We start from the raw sequence: 16,482 nt of genomic DNA, 5'->3' as shown, positions 1-16,482 counted from the left end.
AGGTTTTGAATCGCTGACTTAATTTGAATCGCTGAGCGAGCCTGCTTCGTTGCCGAGCACAGAATAGAAATAGGAAATGTCACGGATGTCTTGGTCTGAGAGCGTGTCGGTTTGTTGTTGCATGAGAATCGCTAAGCCACTGGTTCTTTCTCGAGTCTGGTAATCTTTCAATGAAGAGATGAGATAACCCACTTTTTGACCGCGAAGGTTCGGGTAGGGATCTTGTGTTGAGATGCCATCAGCGCCATGACAGGTCATACACACTTTAGCTTTTTGTTTACCTAATTCGAATTGTTCTTGATTAACTTCAGCAGAAACAGGAAACATGACCAGCGTCATTACCAGGGTAGAAAGTGTCGCCATGGGGTTAAATTTTTTTATATTCAAACTCATTCTCGATTCCCTTGATTATGAAATGAGTAAGCTTTCTAAGATCAATACACGAGATCAACTGGTGAAGTAGAAACGACTGGAACTCGTTATTAAGTCTCTTAAAGCTGCTTACGTTCGATTAAAGGTTATGCAGCAACCAGCATTTTCGCTACTGACTTACTCATATTTATTGTTAATTTTGTTGTTTCATACGTATTCATTGGGCTTATTGGTTTACTTACGCAGAGTAAAATACGAGTTTTTGTTACTAGACGGTTGAGAAGGAATACGTCAAGCGGGTAGGGAGTGCTGAACGAGAGCGGTGATGGAAGAGACAGAGAAACGGCGAAGTTATTGAAAAACAGCGAGGTGTAGGGGCATTAGGGATAAAGCGATACCAATCAATCTGAGTGGTATCGGTACAAGTTAAATGGTCAATTTATACTAGACTCAAATTAGTGACCTTTTTAAATGGAGTTTAGAATGAGAACTGTATTCTTGTTGATGCTTTGGCTTTGCTCGTTTTCGATTTTTGCAGCCTCAGAGTTAACGGTTTTCGACCACTCCGGGCAAAAGCATGGTTTTAGTAGAGAGCAACTCCTGTCACTTCCTCAAAAAGAAATTACTACCACCTTGCCTTGGGTCGAGGGTCTGACCGTTTATAGTGGCGTGACGTTACAAACGGTGCTTGGAAATATGGATTTACCGATATCATCACAAGTTACTTTTGTGGCATTGAATGACTATAAAATTGCGGTGCCCAAAGAAGATTTTGATACCTATGAACCCATCATTGCGATTAAAAAGAATGGGGAGTTTATGTCTGTGAGAGAGAAAGGCCCGTTTTGGTTGATTTACCCAATCTCTGCGAACCCTGAAACCAATACCCCTGATTTCCATGCCAAGATGATTTGGCAGATTCGTGATATTCACCTGTAGAGGCTAATTATGAAGAAGCTGTTGTCTATGGCCGCAATCAAAGTCGTTGTTTTGTCTTTGGCCGTGGTTGTTCTATCCGTCAATATCTACAGTGTCACTCGAATTAATGACATCAACAAGAGCTTTTCTAACCGCCAAAATGAGGCCACTTGGTTTGTTTTTCAACTCGTCAAAGAGTATGCAAACTTCTTGATGGTTAGCCATGCAAAGACGATTGATTATGATGAACTTTGGTTGGCATATGACATTACTTGGAGTCGTTTTGATATTCTGATCAACAGCACTGAATCGTCCAATTTTATTCGCTCAGCAAACTTTAAACCGTACTTTACCGCAGAGTTTGAAAAGTTTAAGTCGTTAGAATCCTCAATTAAGTTGGTGAATCAAGGCGCTTTGCCTAAGGAATCACTGCAGAAGAAAATTGATATTTGTTACAACACGCTGGTCGAATTTATTAACGAAAAGTTTCGACTTCAAAGCCCGGTTATTGAAGAAAACACCACAATGGTCGACAAGTTGGTGATGATGCATCAGATAAGCAGCGTATTTCTGGTGTTGCTACTGCTTGTGACAGGAGCGATTTTTTACGTCGACTTTGCAATCAAACGAAAACTTCATTCTACCGACTTCATTACTGGCTTTCGCAATCGAGTCTCGCTCATGCAGTTTGTTAAGAACAGCTATCCAACAAACGGTAATTTCGACCTTTACTTTGTAAGAATCAGAAACCTTAGTGAGATAAACCAAAAGTATGGACTTGAATATGGAGACTTGGTGGTGAGTTCAGCTGCTAAGTCCCTGACGGCAAAGGTACCGGAAAGTACTATCTCGTTTCGTAGTAGTGGCAGTCAGTTTCTATTCTTCATTCCTGAGCAATTGTACACAAGTGATGAGATACAGGAAAAATTCAATGACGTGCTTAAGGATTATATCTCTGCGGGGAATTTAGAATTGATGATTGACGCTGTAGTCAGGCATAAGAAGAACATCAGCTCTAAAGATATGATGGAGCTACTAACGACGATGCAGAGTTAATCCCCGCATCAGCGATAAGTTAGATCATTAGGTTTTGTTGACTGTACGCTCACCATTCTCCCGCTTCACTATCATGGCTTTTGCCATTCTTTATTTGCCTCCTCATTCAATGTGCAGCCAATAGAGAGCTCCTGCTCTGATGAAGATAGTTCTACTACTAGTTATAGCTATAGTGGCTTTCCGCGCTTGAATAGGAAGAGAGGCTTTGAGGTTTAGGTTTAGGTTTAGGTTTAAGGTTACTGCTTTTGAGTGAGTGCAACGATTCGCTCGTTAGATCTCGAACTGCTAACAGACTGCGGGTTTAAAATTGCTTGCGGGTTATGGTTTCGAACAAACTCGATGAATTCCAGATAAGTGAGTGGCTGACTGAAGAAGTAGCCTTGTATTAGGTCACAGTTGGCTTTTCTGAGGTAATGATACTGTTCTATCGACTCAACACCTTCTCCGACGACTAGCGTGTCACAAGAGTGGCCTAAGTTAACCATAGATTCGACCCTCTTGCGGTCGGCCTTGTCGTCTACCATGTTATCGATAAAGCTCTTATCAATTTTGAGCTCATCCACAGGGTAGTGGAGAAGTTGGTTAAACGCTGTGTAGCCCGTACCAAAATCGTCAAGGGAGACCTTTAAACCTAAGCTTCTGAGGCTCTCGATAGTCTGCACCGTAAGCTTGGTACTTTTCACGTAACTGGTCTCGGTAATCTCTATAATAATGTTGCCAGGTGGCACTTGATAACGTTCGAGTACTTTACGGATGTTGTCGGCAAAATTACGGTTGTAGAGCTCCATCGCCGAGATATTAATTGACAGAGTGCCCTTGTATTTATGAAGTTCTGAAAGCTCTTTATAGCTTTTGATCGCGGTGCCAATGACCCACATGTCGAGCCTGGCAATAAGGTTACTCTTTTCTGCAACTGGGATAAATTCTTCAGGGCCTGCATCGATATCGAATAAGGCTGGGCAACGAATCAGGCACTCCGCGCCATCTATCTGAAGTGTCTTGGCGTTAAAAATAGGCATAAAGCGAAGTTCAAAGTTGTCACTTTCGCAGCACTCTAAGAGTCTTTTCTCTACAACGTCATGGCGTTCCAAGGTATGTAACAACTCTTCGCCATAAACAATACGACTTTCGCCATCACTATGAGACTTCGCATTAGCTAACATTTCATCGATGCATCGGTGCCAAATCTCATCGAACTTTGGCGTGTCGAGCGGTAAAACACCTGTTGCGAGTGATAATCGAAACCCATAGTAGTCAAGGAAGGTGGTGCCGGTCAGCGTATTGTTGATGTTCTCAATTTCTTCGTTTATCACTTGGTTCTTACCCATCTCCAAGATCGCGATAAACTGATTCCCTCCCAGTCTGGCTAAAGAGTAATCACTGCAACTAAAGCCCAAAGAGGTTTGTTGGTTTTGTAGTGTCTCTTTCAGTGCTTTAGCTAAGCTTATCAGTACATTATCACCAACTTTTGCCCCGTAGAGATCGTTAATTTTACGAAAATCGATGATGTCCCAACAAACCACATAGCAGTGTGGGCTCATCGAGCTTTTTAGTCGTACATCAAGGTGTCTGATGAAAGAGCGTCGGTTAGCTAGCTTGGTGAGTTGGTCGAATTCGGCTTCGAACTTCAACTCTGTTAATGAGTCTATGTACGCGTTCTTTAAACCATCAATTTCACTTTGCCCCGATGAACGCTTGAAATACCTAAGCTTGAGCCCGCCGATCGATATCTCTTGCAGTAAGTCTTTAAGCGGGCGCACAAGTTGGTAACGCACCACTAAATGCACGATCAACATGATCGTAAATAGAGTGCCAAAGCCACCTAACAAGGTTTGTTTAGCGATGATGGCTTTCTCATGGTTGAACTTTTGTTCTCGAATATTTACTTGCGCGATGAGATTTCGGCTGGTCATCTGCACATTGATATTATCTTGGGTTTGCTCAATTGATTTGATAACGAATTGGGTATTTTCAATGTTGGCAGCGTCTGAGGATGGCTCGATTAAGAACTGAATATTGTCATCGTCATTGTATTTGATTAATAAGCTAGAGAGTTGTATCAGAGGTCCGTCAGCAATCAAAATGTAGCGATTTAAACTGCTACTTGCACGTTTATCTTGAGGAAGGAGGTAAGGGTCAATTGCCGCAACATACGAATATCTGAGCTCGCCACTAATCGAGACATAAGAGAAGCTTTCGTAGGAGAGTTCCTTCTTGCTGATTAACGAGGTGTATATGTCGAAGACTCTTTCATAAATCTTGTCAGGGATTTTTAGCCCCTCGAAAGGATCGGCTCTGAGAGTCGAAAGCGTTAATTTGAACGTAGGGTCCACGATATAAACATTGCGTTGCCCAAATTGATTGACGTGATTCTGGCTTAATACTCGGAGTACTCGTTTTTCCAATAGCGATAGAGTCGTGTAGTCGCCAGGATTTTGAATGTAGCGGAGGAACTGCAACGAAGAACCGATATCTTTAACTAGTAAGGACAAGCCGAGCTGCTCGTATTCCGCCGCGACTAAAGCGGTGTTCACATCAGATTGCACCTTGTCCAAATACATGTGCTTAGCATGATTTGATGCGAAGTTGTACATCACGATTCCTGCTATCAGGAGCACAAATGTCAGCGTTGGTAAAAGTACAAAATAGAGCTTCTTCAATACTGGCATGAGTTATCTCAAACTGTCGACAATACGATTGCGAATTTGAATGCTACTCGGTTCTAACGGCTGATAAAGGTAGCTGCGATCTAATACTTCTTTATTCGGGAAAAGCTCGGGATCGTTTTGATACTCCTGAGAAGTGAGTGCTTTTGCTTTTGAACTTGGCGTTGCAAACCATGAATCCATTGCGTTTTGAGCGGCGATTTCGGGTTGCGATAAGAAGGAGAGAATCGTGGTTGCCTGTGGAGATCGCTCTCCGTTGTTAATTGCAGCCATACACTCTAACCATAAGGTTGTTCCTTCTAGAGGTACTGTGTAGGCCCAAGATGCCTCAGGTTCGGCATCATTAAGCACATAGCTGTCACCTGAGTATCCGTAGGCGAGGTCGATGTTGGCTAAGTGTTCGGGATGACGAATATAATCGACAACGTATTCATTACTTTCAAGGTGAGGCTTCTGTGCTTGTAGCGTTTTGTAAGCGACTCGAAGTTCTTGTTCGTTGTTGGTAAACGGCTCAAATTGATTCATCAGAAGCGCAGCACTCACCAAATCCGTAGGCTCATAATACATGCTGATTCGGCCGCTGGTTTTGGTTTCAGGGTCTAGAAGAGCGCCCCAAGACTTGGGAGTCTCAACTTTTCCGCTTCGGTATAAGATGCCGGATGTCCCCCAAGCGTAGGGGATTCCATATTCGCCACACCCATCCACCCATCTTGAGTCAAAGTTGCTTGAAAGGGATTGCTGCAAGTCGCTCAGGTTGTGGAATAAGTTCTGTTTAGCCAGCGCTTTCAGTTTCATACTTTCAATGACAACCAATTCAAACGCACCTCGTCGTTCACTCAATAGCACTTCATCACGAATGGACTCGTCAGAAAAATATTGCTGCTTTAGTGAGATGCCGTAGGTATCACTCAACTGGGTAACGACGCTGTCAGATAAAAATTCATCCCAATTGTAGAGATAAATATCATGCTGCTGGCCAAATACAGGGCTAGCCAAAAAGGATGTTGACGCAAGTATTGATACGCAAAACGCTTTCACTGACGGATTCCCTTTCGTACGTGATAACTAAATCGTAGCCCAAAATTTGCAACATGATTCAAATTTAGGCACTTAATTTAACTTCAACTTCATGCATTTCATGCAAATAGCAACTTGCTACTCCTACTTGATACCGAACCTTTATCGTGTGAGGCAAGGATGACTCCGTCGTATCGTATTCAACACAAGTACGTATTCCAGTTTATTGTCCGTGAATGGATTATTTAAATTAATATTCATCATAATATCCATTCTTACAAGTTATTATGCAAATATTAAGCATTAAATAATGATGCGGTGATTACCTTTTTCGGGTTTTCGCTCGTATTAATCGTCGTTATTCCTTTGTTTTGCCATCGCGATTTACTCTTATGTTCAATGTTCTTTTATCCCTAAAACCACTTCTATAACGTTTTGTTTATCATTTGTTTCGTTTCTCAATAAGTATCGATAAAGTTGTTGCTAAAGACTTGTAGCACAAGGTGATTGTGCTTATTGTGGGCAGCAATATCTAGGTTATGTCCCAACGAGCCATGATTGCCGGTTTGGGAAATGTTGTGCATTTAGGAGCCATTGTGGATTTAGAGATATATCAAGTAGATTCGTTTACAACTCAAGCGTTTAAAGGGAACCCTGCCGGGGTCTGTATCTCCAAAGAGCCGTTGGATGAGTCGTTAATGTTTTCAATCGCTGAAGAGATGGCGGTATCTGAAACGGCTTTTCTCGCGCTTAACACTATGACGCTTAAATGGTTCACTCCCGAAGTCGAAGTGAAGCTGTGTGGACATGGCACACTGGCAACGGTTCATGTGATGAAAGAACAAGGACTGTTTGAGACAGGTGATAAGGTCGTGTTTAACACCTTATCTGGGGAATTATCTGCCGCCGTTTGTGAATCGTCTATCGAGCTTGATTTTCCTAGTACACAGCTATCATTGCGTTCTGAACCCAACCTCACGCTGCTTGAACACCTAGGTTTAGATCCGCATCAAGTAGTTTCATTCAGAGAATTTGACTCTAAGCAGTTAATCGAAGTTTCCAACGAACAAGTGTTATTGGAGCTTTCACCAAACTTTGATGCGTTAAAAGGTATTCAAGGGCGAGGTGTAGTGGTGACAGCATTGGCAGCAAATACGGAACTTGATTTTGTTTCTCGCTACTTTGCACCTTGGGTTGGGGTTAATGAAGATCCTGTGACTGGCTCGGCACATTGCGCATTGACGCAACACTGGGCAGAAAAGCTCAACAAAAGCAGTTTCAGTGCTTATCAGGCGTCTCGTCGTGGTGGCTATATGTCGACTGAATTATTGGCTAATGGGCGAATAAAGTTAATCGGCTCTGCGACCACTGTGATTAGTGGTGTGTTGAAGCTTTAGATTTTTATAGAAGCTTTAGAGCGCTGTTTGCTCTGTTTTGTTGTAACCGCCTAGTATGTTTTATTCGATTATTCACCGTGAAAGAAGCGGCTAGGGCGGAATGTTATTATTGAAGGAATCACCGTGTCTGCCTTTTATCTTTCCCAAGTATTAGTCGCGATAGCCATTTGTTTTGATCTTCTGTCATTCCAATTCAAGGAAAGGAAGAAAATCGTCACTTGTCTGTTCTTTGCTGGCGTTCTTATTTCGAGTCACTTTATCCTTCTTGAACAGTGGACAGCGGCAAGCTTAATGACGATTGCCACGATTCGTTATTTGACGAGCGTCTTTTCTACCTCGTCTAAGTTTAAATATTTGTTCTGCTCGATGTCGGTGGTCGCAACCGCTGTGACTTATTCGGGGCTGACCAGCATATTGAGTTGCTTTGCCTCCGTATTTCAGACCTTTGCTGCCTTCAATAAAGATGACCGTCGATTAAGAGAATTGATGATCATCGGAACCAGCTTTTGGTTGGTTCACAATTATTTAGTTGGTTCGCCAACAGCGGTTGTTATGGAGGCGCTGTTTATCTGCAGTAACTTGGTGGGCTATTACCGTTTTTACTTCAGAAAGAGTGCCACTGCTTAGGTTTACAACTGAAGCTAAGGCCCAAATTATTAATCAATTCAATACTAGCTAGGAGAGCTTGATGCCAAACATTTACAATGATGTTCCTTCATCAATACCCAATGAAATATTCAATGACCTGATTGCCAACGACAGTGTTCGAATTGAAAGAATATTGTCGCATGGACACAGCTCCCCGGAAGAGGGTTGGTATGATCAAGATGAGAATGAATGGGTGATGGTGATAGAAGGTCAAGGCGTCATCGAGTTTGAAGATGGACGCGTTGTTACCTTGTCTAAAGGGGATTACACCAATATTGCTGCGAGAGAAAAGCACAAGGTTATTGGCACAGATAAAGATACGGTGACGATCTGGCTCGCTGTGTTTTATCGTTGATATCTTGCTCTAAAGCTGAGGCTGTTAGGTTATAAAGCTTGCTGATTCAGCTGTTTATTTGCACCTCAGAAAGGACTTAAGATAAAAAGGAGTATGTTGTGGTTAGAATTCGAAACTATCAAGCGAGTGATGACAAAGCACTGTGGGAGATCTTCTTTCATACGGTACGTAACGTGAATGTTCGAGATTATTCTCAACAGCAAGTCGAAGCTTGGGCACCCAGTAGCTTTGACTTTGCGTTATGGCAAAAGCGTATGAATGGGTTACAACCCTTTGTGGCTGAACTCGATGGTTGCGTAGTTGGCTATACTGACCTGCAACCAAGTGGCTTGATTGATCACTTTTTCTGTCACCACGAATATCAAGGGAAGGGGGTAGGGAAAGCGTTGATGGAACATGTTTTCACTGTGGGTCGAGTTCGTGGTATATCGAGATATTTCTCTGAAGTAAGTATTACCGCAAGGCCTTTCTATGAGCATCTTGGTTTTAAGGTGGTGAATGAACAGGAAGTCGAAATGCGTGGTGTAAAGCTGACCAATTACGTGATGGAAAAGGTAGTTGAAGATAGAAAAGTCAGTTGAATAGGCGGGCTAGTGTTCGTAGGGATACAGAAACCGAGTTTGAAATATTAATGAACCTTTTTAAGGATAACTTTGCCTGATCTATTGATATTGTCGATGAGTTCAAATTGTGTGCAAGATAATTTGTCTAATCTAAACATTGAATGAATACAAGGAGTGTTGTTCATGAGTCATGTGAGTAGATCTAAACTATATACATTGGTGTCGATGTTGTCCTTCGCTGTTGGCGTTCTTGCCTTAGATGCTGGGGTGTCGGGGCTATTTCCTCTCTTTGTTGTCGTCATCTCATTCTTTTCATTTGTCATCAACTCGTTTCTTTGTTTGTTCGGAGGTAAACGCGAAGATGGCTTTGATGCCTATCAAAAAGCAAATCAGACTCGGTCGCGAGCACTGGTCAAAGGCTTAGAAGACTCGAACAAATAAACCTATGCCTTCAGACGAACGGTAATCTCATTTTTGACACAGTTTTCACCTGCTTTTTGTTCTCTTATTCAAGAAAAATCATCTCTTTAGAGATAATATTCACTTCAACTAATATCAGTGAAGGAAGTAAAGTGGGTATTGAAGCTTTAGCGTTTGTGATGGACGCATTAATCACCGCATGTTGTATGTACATCGCCTCTAAAATGTCTTTCGTGGTCGCAGATTTTAAATCCCTTCTTACTATTGCTGTTATCGTTGCTCTGGTGTCATTGATTCCAACAGTAGGTTGGGTGTTAGGGTTGATTCTGTTTGTGTTCCTACTCGGGAAAGCGACGCACTCTAGTATTGGTGACTGCATCTGGGTAGTGGTCTTCACGAAGGTGGTATCGATGGCGGCCTTTCTGATATTCGGGCGCTTGTTTATGTAATCCGGGTTCTTGCTTATATAAAGGCAGGTTCGGCTAGTTTGATACCGATCTTAACTTGGTATTTAAACGTCAAAAGGGTGTGAGCCTGTCACACCCTCTAAGAACCTTTGATTTGTGTTCATCTTTATTATTTAGGCAGTAATACAGCATCAATCACATGGATAACACCATTGCTTGCTTCAACATCTGCCATCACGACCTGCGCTTTGTTGACCATCACGTTGCCGTGATCAATTCCTACCATTACCGCTTCGCCTTGCACTGTTACGGCACTATCAAGTTTCATCACTTCAGACGCCATTATTTTCCCTGGCACCACATGATAGGTCAGTACTGCAATCAGCTTGTCTTTGTTTTCTGGCTTCAACAGCATATCAACCGTTCCTTCTGGTAGCGCAGCGAACGCTTCATCCGTTGGCGCAAACACTGTGAAGGGACCGTCACCTTTCAATGTTTCAACTAAGCCTGCCGCTTTTACCGCTGCTACCAAGGTGTTGAAAGAGCCGTTTTCAGCCGCCACGTCAACGATATCTTTCTTCATTCCGTGGTGATCAGCGTGAGCAAAAGCCGTAAAAAGAAGCGTCGCAACTAGCACTGACATGGTTTTGATTAATTTATTAAACATATTGTCTTCCTTTGAGTTTTGTCCGTTATTTTCGAGAGGTATTACGAAAGCCCAATCGTGATAGATCAATTTGTTGTGTCTTTGAGTGAATGGTTAGCGATATCGACAGCGTCAAGCGAATAAACTTATATTGTTAAATGCTTGTTACAATTCCATTTTGATGCTTATAGTTATTTGATGCTTATAGTTATTTGGTGATTATTCAAGTAATGGATGTGAATATGAGGTTTGTTTTACCAGTAGTCTTTTCTGCATTGGCTTCAATGCCTGCATACAGTGGCCTTGCTCCAAGTGAAGGTTTCAGCGGTAATTTCAGTGTATTGGCCGGTTTCTACTCTGACAGTAGTAATTTGAGTACTGAACAAGATTCGAATCAAGCCACCAACACCCAGGAAGGGGAGAGTGAAAACCAAGGGCTACTCGGCTTTTTGGGTACTGTTCAATATACTTTTGGCGAATCGCTGACTCACCAAGTGTATGCGGGTACGACACGAGAGGATATTGCAACAGGTACCATTGCGTTTGAGATCGGTTATCGATATCAACTTTCTGGTGGCACCATATTGGATTTTTCTGTTATTCCTACGCTTATCTCGGGTAAGGCTTGGACGGATCCGTATGCTGTTGGCGTTAATCGAAATGAAACGGATGTGAAAGGTAATGTAGGACGACTGCAGCTCACTAATATCGGTGGAACTGGTTTTCGAACGGATCTCGCATTTGGGCAATCAGATGTTGATGAAGAGCTATCTGGTAGCCAAGGCTTATCTCCGGAAGATACTGTGCTGCTGGATAGGGAAAGAACCTATGTGTACGCCAAAGCAGGATACCGCTTTATATTACCAAACCACGCAGGTCTATTTGTTCCTTCAATGGTGTATTTCCACTCAGACGCAGAAGGAGGAGCACTCAGCATCGATAGTTATGGTATTGAATTAAACTACGCGAAGAGAATCGGTCGTCATGGTTTTGTTGTCACCCTAGATGCAAGTGATCGTGAATATGATGAGTCGAATCCAATTTACGGGCAAGTACGTGAAGAGAATGAATTCGGTGCATTCTTAGCTTATGAGTTTGGTGGTTTGATGGGTTATAAAGATTGGGCTTTCATTACTTTACTGGGTTTAAGAAGCATAGATTCTAATATCGATTTCTATAACTCCGAGCAAGTATTAGCGAGTGTGGGTGTGGATTATAAATTCTGATATTCACACTATTTTAAAAATACTCATCAAAGCAGAAGTTTAAGTTCAGTCTTACTATTTGTTTAATTATTTCGGGCACTTACACCTTTAAAGGTTGTAGGTTCCCGTTGCTATCCGTAATATGAAAATTAGCTTATGGATAGAAATAATAGGATAAGGAAGCGCTTTGGAAATACAAATTAGACATTTAGAAGCAACGGATAGCCAAGATATTTTCGATATTTATCGCCGCCCTTCAGTTTCAGAAAACACCTCACAAAAGCCTTATCTTAGTTCTGAACAAGTGGAGCGACTGTTTGGTCATTCAGACCATTTCACTCTGGTTGCGGAAGTCTCCGGCAAAGTAGTGGGTCACATTACTTTATTCATGATCACCAAGGTAAGAGACAGGCACTGCGCTGGTCTTGGTATTGCTATTCACCCGGATATGCATGGTAAAGGGGTCGGTAAGGCGTTAATGCAAGAAGCGATCAATCAGGCGGATAACTGGCTTAATCTCGTGCGTCTTGAGTTAGAGGTTCATGCCGATAACCACGCCGCTATTGCTTTGTATGAGCGTGTAGGCTTTCAGTTAGAAGGCACAAAAAGACTCAGTACGTTCAAAGCGGGTAAGTACATCGATATGTTGCTGATGTCGAGAATACGACCAGATTACCGTTGAGATCGAACCAAACAGGTACCTGCTTTAGAAATCGGTTAATGAGCAATTGATTAGTGAAATTCCCATTAAACTCTGTATAGTAGCAACCGTTTGCTTCGTATAACCCCAATGATATGGTTTGGGGGTCTCTACCAGCACCCGCAAAGTGCTGATTACGAAGGGTTTAGATCACAATTGTGTTCTTACTCTTTGTAATGGCGTTCAAGAAAACCTCCTGTCTATTATTCAGAGTAAGTGCACACCTAAAATCCATAGTAGGTGAAATATGAACGCATTTATTCAAGGGCTCCCAAAAGTAGAGTTGCATTTACACATTGAAGGTTCGCTCGAACCTGAGTTACTTTTCCAGCTTGCTCAACGCAATGGCATTGAGCTGCCTTATTCATCCCCAGAGCAACTAAGACGCGCATACGAATTTGATGATTTACAGTCATTTCTGGATATCTATTATCAAGGTGCTGATGCACTGCGCACAGAACAGGATTTCTACGACTTAACATGGGCTTATCTAGAACGCTGTAAAGCCGACAATGTTATCCATACTGAGATTTTCTTTGATCCTCAGACACATACCGATCGTGGCATTGCATTCGACACCGCTATTAACGGCATTCATCGTGCGCTTGAACAGGGTCATAAAGAGTTGGGCATTACCTCTCAAATCATCGCATGTTTTCTGCGCCATTTATCTGAAGAGAGCGCCATTCAAACGTTCGCAGAGGTATTGAAGCATCAAGATAAGATCGTCGGGGTTGGACTGGACTCTTCTGAATTAGGACACCCACCAGAGAAGTTCAAGCGTGTATTCCAACAAGCAAAACAAGCGGGCTTCTTGACGGTGGCGCATGCAGGAGAAGAAGGGCCGGCTCAAAACATTGTCGATGCGATTGAAATGCTCAGCGTGAGTCGAGTGGATCATGGTGTCCAGTGCATGACAGACGAAGCTCTAATCGAAGAGCTGATTGAAACCAAAATGCCACTGACGGTGTGCCCACTGTCGAATATTAAATTGCGTGTATTCGATGTGATGGAAGACCACAACATTGTCGAACTGCTCAGAAAGGGTGTGGCTGTAACGATTAACTCGGATGACCCTGCTTATTTTGGTGGTTACATGTTGGATAACTTTAATGCGGTGAGCAAAGCTCATGAGATGACGCATCAGGAGTTAGCGCTGTTTAGTTTGAATGCGATAGACGCGAGCTTTATTGAAGCGCCATTGAAGCAGCAATATCGAGAGCTTGTTCAAGGTTACTTAGCTAAAGCTGATTTTGACCAGAATTTCTAGCCGCTGTGCCCATTTACTAGCAGCTGAATACAAAGCGCTAGGGTGGCCAACAAAAGTAGATGGAAAAGTGTTATCGACTGAGTCTGCTTAATCTATATAAGCCTAAATCATCTAGATGAAGACAAAAAAGAAGTTGGCAGTGCGCCAGCTTCTTTCGTTTTTAAATTAAGACCATTGAGCTACTTGTTCACGTAGTCTTTGAATTTCTGCTTCGTTTCAGCATCCGCTTTTTCGTACCAGAAATACAACATTTCTTCAGCTGTATTCGCCGCATTTCCGTCAATCTTTGCTGGAAGCGTTACGGGTTGTGCTACAACTGCTGCGCCCGCGCTAGCACCTACTGTAAGTGCTGCGATGCCGCCTTTCTGGTTGTACTCCTTCGCTTCTTGCGGGTACTTACGACCAATCTGCATGCCATCTTTGATAAGTTTGTCTTGCTTAACACTGATTGCATTTTGGTTTTCATCAACCAGTTTCCAATCTAAGTTTTGAAGGCCTTTTTTCGCTTCGTTGGTGTTACGGAACTTAGGCATGTCAAACGTCAATGCTGTGTCTGTCGCATCAAAAGTAGCAATAATGGTATCGCTATCGACAAACTCTCGGTCGTTACCTTGGCTGAAAGCCAGTTGATATTTGAAAACGATTTGGTTTACGCCATCTGGAACGGTGATCGTTTTGCTCGAAGAGAAGAAACCACCGTCGAGATCAGGTTTAGCCTCATTAACAGCTAAGACTTCGACTAAAGCATCTGCGCTAGAAGGAACTTCAATTGTTACGTCAGCTAACACTTGTGGCGCTGCGATAATTGTGGAAAGCAGCGCGATGGATTTTAATGTTTTCATAATCATACAGTTGTTTATGGGCAGTTGAACTACAATCGCATGGTAAGAACTCCAATTCAAGTCATGTCATAAGGATTTGAAAAAATTTGCGAAATCTTAACGCAACGGTCATATATTAAGGTTCACATTGACTAGTGTGAGTTTTTATTTTTGAAAAATGAGAGGGTAGGTTGGGTGTGAATTGTACTAGTTGGCGGTTCGCGTCTTATGTTATTTGTATTGGATACTAAAAAGCCGCGGTCACTGCATTCAGTCACCACGGCTTCGTTATTACATTTTTAATCTAGAGTAGCTTATTTAGCTTGTGCTGCGGCTGCTTCTAGTTGCTTAAGTTTACCTTGAAGCATGTAAGCATTCTGGTTGAAGTTACCTGGGTTCAGTACTTGGCTATTCTGCATAGGGTAATCTGGTAGCGTCGTCATAAACTCTTGAACCTGATTTCCTACTGGAACGAATAACCACATGTTGTCTGCCATCCAGCGTAGGTACATACCAGACTCGTGCGGTGCTTTCTCGAATGGGTCAGCACGTAGGTGAACAACTTGAGGCCAGTTTGGTTGGAAACGAACTGCATCCACAATGTTACCATCCATCACAGCAAACGAAATCTTGAAGTCATTCCAACGTACTGCGTTTAGCTCAGCGTTAGCAGAGAAGTAAAGCATGCTGTCACGAGGGCCTTTCTCTTCTTTACCTTGGAAGTAAGGCAGGAAGTTGTAACCATCTAGGTGTACGCGCCAGTTTTTACCGTTGTAAGTTGCACCTTTGTCAGATGCTAGCTTCTCAACCACTTTATCATCACCAGCGGCTGCTAGTAGAGTAGGAATCCAGTCTTGGTGGCCCATGATATCGTTGATTTTAGTTCCAGGTTTGATAGTCCCAGGCCAGCGAACTAGCTGAGGCACACGCATACCACCTTCGTAAGTTGTACCTTTCTCACCGTGGAAGTAAGTTGCGCCGCCATCAGGCCAAGAAACCGTTTCAGCACCGTTATCGGTAGAGTAAATTACGATAGTGTTGTCAGCGATTTTTAGTTCATCCAGCTTGTCTAGAAGCACACCAACATGGTCATCATGCTCTAACATACCATCAGCATAAATACTGATACCTGACTTACCTTGGTATTTCTCTTGTAGGCGAGTCCACACGTGCATACGAGTGGTGTTGTGCCAGATGAAGAATGGTTTGTCAGCTTTTACCGCTTTTTCCATGAATGCTAGAGATTCTTCTAGGAACTCTTCATCCGCATGCTCCATACGCTTACGCGTCATTGGGCCAGTATCTTCAATCTTACCGTCAGCAGTAGACTTGATTACACCACGAGGGCCGTAGTTCTTACGGAACTCTGGGTCTTTAGGGTAGTAATATGTTTCTGGCTCTTCTTCGGCGTTTAGGTGGTACAGGTTACCGAAGAACTGGTCAAAACCGTGGTTCGTTGGAAGGTGTTTGTCTTGGTCACCCATGTGGTTCTTACCGAACTGAGCTGTCATGTAGCCTTGTTCTTTAAGAAGGTCTGCGATCGTTGGAGCCCAATCAGGGATACCGTGGTCCGAACCTGGCATGCCGATAGTCAATAGACCAGTACGGAAAGGTTCTTGACCTGTTAGGAATGCAGCACGACCAGCAGTACACGATTGTTGACCGTAGTGGTCAGTAAATAGTGCGCCTTCGTTAGCAATACGGTCGATGTTAGGTGTTTCGTAACCCATCATACCGTTGTTGTATGCACTGATGTTGAATACACCAATGTCATCACCCCAGATAGCAAGAATGTTTGGTTTTTCTGCTGCTGTTGCCGCTGAAGAAGCTGCTAATAAGCCAACACCTAATGCTAGTTTATTAATTTTAGTACCCATAAGGACTCCGATTCACTTTTAAGATTAATGCGTTAGAACAACGCATCGATGAGCAAATGTTATTCTCAAAATTCCGTTACGTCCTTTTATAGTGCTTATAACCAATCGTTATGATGCTTAGGTAACCTATTGATTAATATCAGC

General features: G+C 42.7%; 17 protein-coding genes and 1 riboswitch. Of the genes, 11 read left to right on the top strand and 6 right to left on the bottom strand.

Going from position 1 to position 16,482, the window contains the following annotated elements; translation table 11 throughout:
* Window positions 1–18: 18 nt before the first annotated feature.
* Complete coding sequence (locus AB4263_RS01345; protein WP_372097263.1) at window positions 19–393, bottom strand: cytochrome c; 375 nt, start codon at window positions 391–393, stop codon at window positions 19–21.
* Between the two features lie 462 nt (window positions 394–855).
* Here AB4263_RS01345 and AB4263_RS01340 point away from each other — a divergent pair, with 462 nt between their 5' ends.
* Window positions 856–1,311 carry a hypothetical protein gene (locus AB4263_RS01340; RefSeq protein WP_372097261.1) on the top strand — a complete coding sequence of 152 codons (456 nt, stop codon included), beginning with the start codon at window positions 856–858 and terminating at the stop codon, window positions 1,309–1,311.
* 9 nt (window positions 1,312–1,320) lie between these two features.
* Window positions 1,321–2,346, top strand: a complete 1,026-nt coding sequence (locus tag AB4263_RS01335; RefSeq protein WP_017069848.1) for a GGDEF domain-containing protein — start codon at window positions 1,321–1,323, stop codon at window positions 2,344–2,346.
* A gap of 236 nt (window positions 2,347–2,582) precedes the next feature.
* Here AB4263_RS01335 and AB4263_RS01330 read toward each other — a convergent pair whose 3' ends face one another.
* Window positions 2,583–5,015, bottom strand: a complete 2,433-nt coding sequence (locus tag AB4263_RS01330) for a putative bifunctional diguanylate cyclase/phosphodiesterase (protein ID WP_372097259.1) — start codon at window positions 5,013–5,015, stop codon at window positions 2,583–2,585.
* Window positions 5,016–5,018: 3 nt separating this feature from the next.
* The gene (locus tag AB4263_RS01325; protein WP_017060025.1) at window positions 5,019–6,050 is read right to left on the bottom strand and encodes a PotD/PotF family extracellular solute-binding protein; all 1,032 of its coding nucleotides are present in this window, start codon (window positions 6,048–6,050) and stop codon (window positions 5,019–5,021) included.
* 575 nt (window positions 6,051–6,625) lie between these two features.
* Between AB4263_RS01325 and AB4263_RS01320 the strand changes: the two genes are divergently transcribed.
* The 6 genes from AB4263_RS01320 (at window position 6,626) to AB4263_RS01295 (ending at window position 9,861) form a co-directional block, all read left to right on the top strand.
* Complete coding sequence (locus tag AB4263_RS01320) at window positions 6,626–7,426, top strand: PhzF family phenazine biosynthesis protein (protein WP_371725072.1); 801 nt, start codon at window positions 6,626–6,628, stop codon at window positions 7,424–7,426.
* 123 nt (window positions 7,427–7,549) lie between these two features.
* A complete protein-coding gene (locus AB4263_RS01315; RefSeq protein WP_017069852.1) occupies window positions 7,550–8,053 on the top strand; it encodes a YgjV family protein in 504 nt (167 codons plus the stop codon).
* Window positions 8,054–8,114: 61 nt separating this feature from the next.
* Window positions 8,115–8,429, top strand: a complete 315-nt coding sequence (locus AB4263_RS01310) for a cupin domain-containing protein (protein WP_017060022.1) — start codon at window positions 8,115–8,117, stop codon at window positions 8,427–8,429.
* 98 nt (window positions 8,430–8,527) lie between these two features.
* Window positions 8,528–9,010: a GNAT family N-acetyltransferase gene (locus AB4263_RS01305; RefSeq protein ID WP_372097256.1), complete on the top strand. Its 483-nt coding sequence runs from the start codon at window positions 8,528–8,530 to the stop codon at window positions 9,008–9,010.
* Between the two features lie 165 nt (window positions 9,011–9,175).
* Entirely contained in the window at window positions 9,176–9,433 is a 258-nt protein-coding gene (locus AB4263_RS01300) for a hypothetical protein (RefSeq protein WP_017060020.1), read from the top strand.
* 131 nt (window positions 9,434–9,564) lie between these two features.
* A complete protein-coding gene (locus tag AB4263_RS01295; protein WP_017064710.1) occupies window positions 9,565–9,861 on the top strand; it encodes a hypothetical protein in 297 nt (98 codons plus the stop codon).
* A gap of 127 nt (window positions 9,862–9,988) precedes the next feature.
* Here the strand turns inward: AB4263_RS01295 and AB4263_RS01290 are convergent, their stop codons facing one another.
* Complete coding sequence (locus AB4263_RS01290) at window positions 9,989–10,486, bottom strand: fasciclin domain-containing protein (RefSeq protein ID WP_017064709.1); 498 nt, start codon at window positions 10,484–10,486, stop codon at window positions 9,989–9,991.
* Between the two features lie 221 nt (window positions 10,487–10,707).
* Here AB4263_RS01290 and AB4263_RS01285 point away from each other — a divergent pair, with 221 nt between their 5' ends.
* The 3 genes from AB4263_RS01285 to AB4263_RS01275 all read left to right on the top strand — a co-directional run bounded on the left by AB4263_RS01285 (window position 10,708) and on the right by AB4263_RS01275 (window position 13,640).
* Complete coding sequence (locus tag AB4263_RS01285) at window positions 10,708–11,691, top strand: DUF2860 family protein (protein ID WP_372097254.1); 984 nt, start codon at window positions 10,708–10,710, stop codon at window positions 11,689–11,691.
* 166 nt (window positions 11,692–11,857) lie between these two features.
* Complete coding sequence (locus AB4263_RS01280; protein WP_372097252.1) at window positions 11,858–12,352, top strand: GNAT family N-acetyltransferase; 495 nt, start codon at window positions 11,858–11,860, stop codon at window positions 12,350–12,352.
* Between the two features lie 75 nt (window positions 12,353–12,427).
* Window positions 12,428–12,527, top strand: a riboswitch (purine riboswitch).
* A gap of 90 nt (window positions 12,528–12,617) precedes the next feature.
* Window positions 12,618–13,640 (top strand): adenosine deaminase, encoded by a 1,023-nt coding sequence (locus AB4263_RS01275; protein WP_372097250.1) that lies wholly within the window; start codon window positions 12,618–12,620, stop codon window positions 13,638–13,640.
* A gap of 179 nt (window positions 13,641–13,819) precedes the next feature.
* Here AB4263_RS01275 and AB4263_RS01270 read toward each other — a convergent pair whose 3' ends face one another.
* Window positions 13,820–14,482 (bottom strand): DUF2057 family protein, encoded by a 663-nt coding sequence (locus AB4263_RS01270; RefSeq protein WP_136979510.1) that lies wholly within the window; start codon window positions 14,480–14,482, stop codon window positions 13,820–13,822.
* Window positions 14,483–14,775: 293 nt separating this feature from the next.
* On the bottom strand, window positions 14,776–16,338 hold the full coding sequence (locus AB4263_RS01265; RefSeq protein ID WP_017064704.1) for an arylsulfatase: 1,563 nt from the start codon (window positions 16,336–16,338) through the stop codon (window positions 14,776–14,778).
* Window positions 16,339–16,482 lie beyond the last annotated feature (144 nt).

It is taken from the genome of Vibrio sp. 10N.261.55.C5 (genome assembly GCF_041470505.1).
In the GTDB taxonomy this organism is placed as follows: Bacteria; Pseudomonadota; Gammaproteobacteria; order Enterobacterales; family Vibrionaceae; genus Vibrio; species Vibrio crassostreae_C.
The sequence above is the reverse complement of the archived record's forward strand: the minus strand, read 5'-3'. Positions and strand labels throughout refer to the sequence as shown.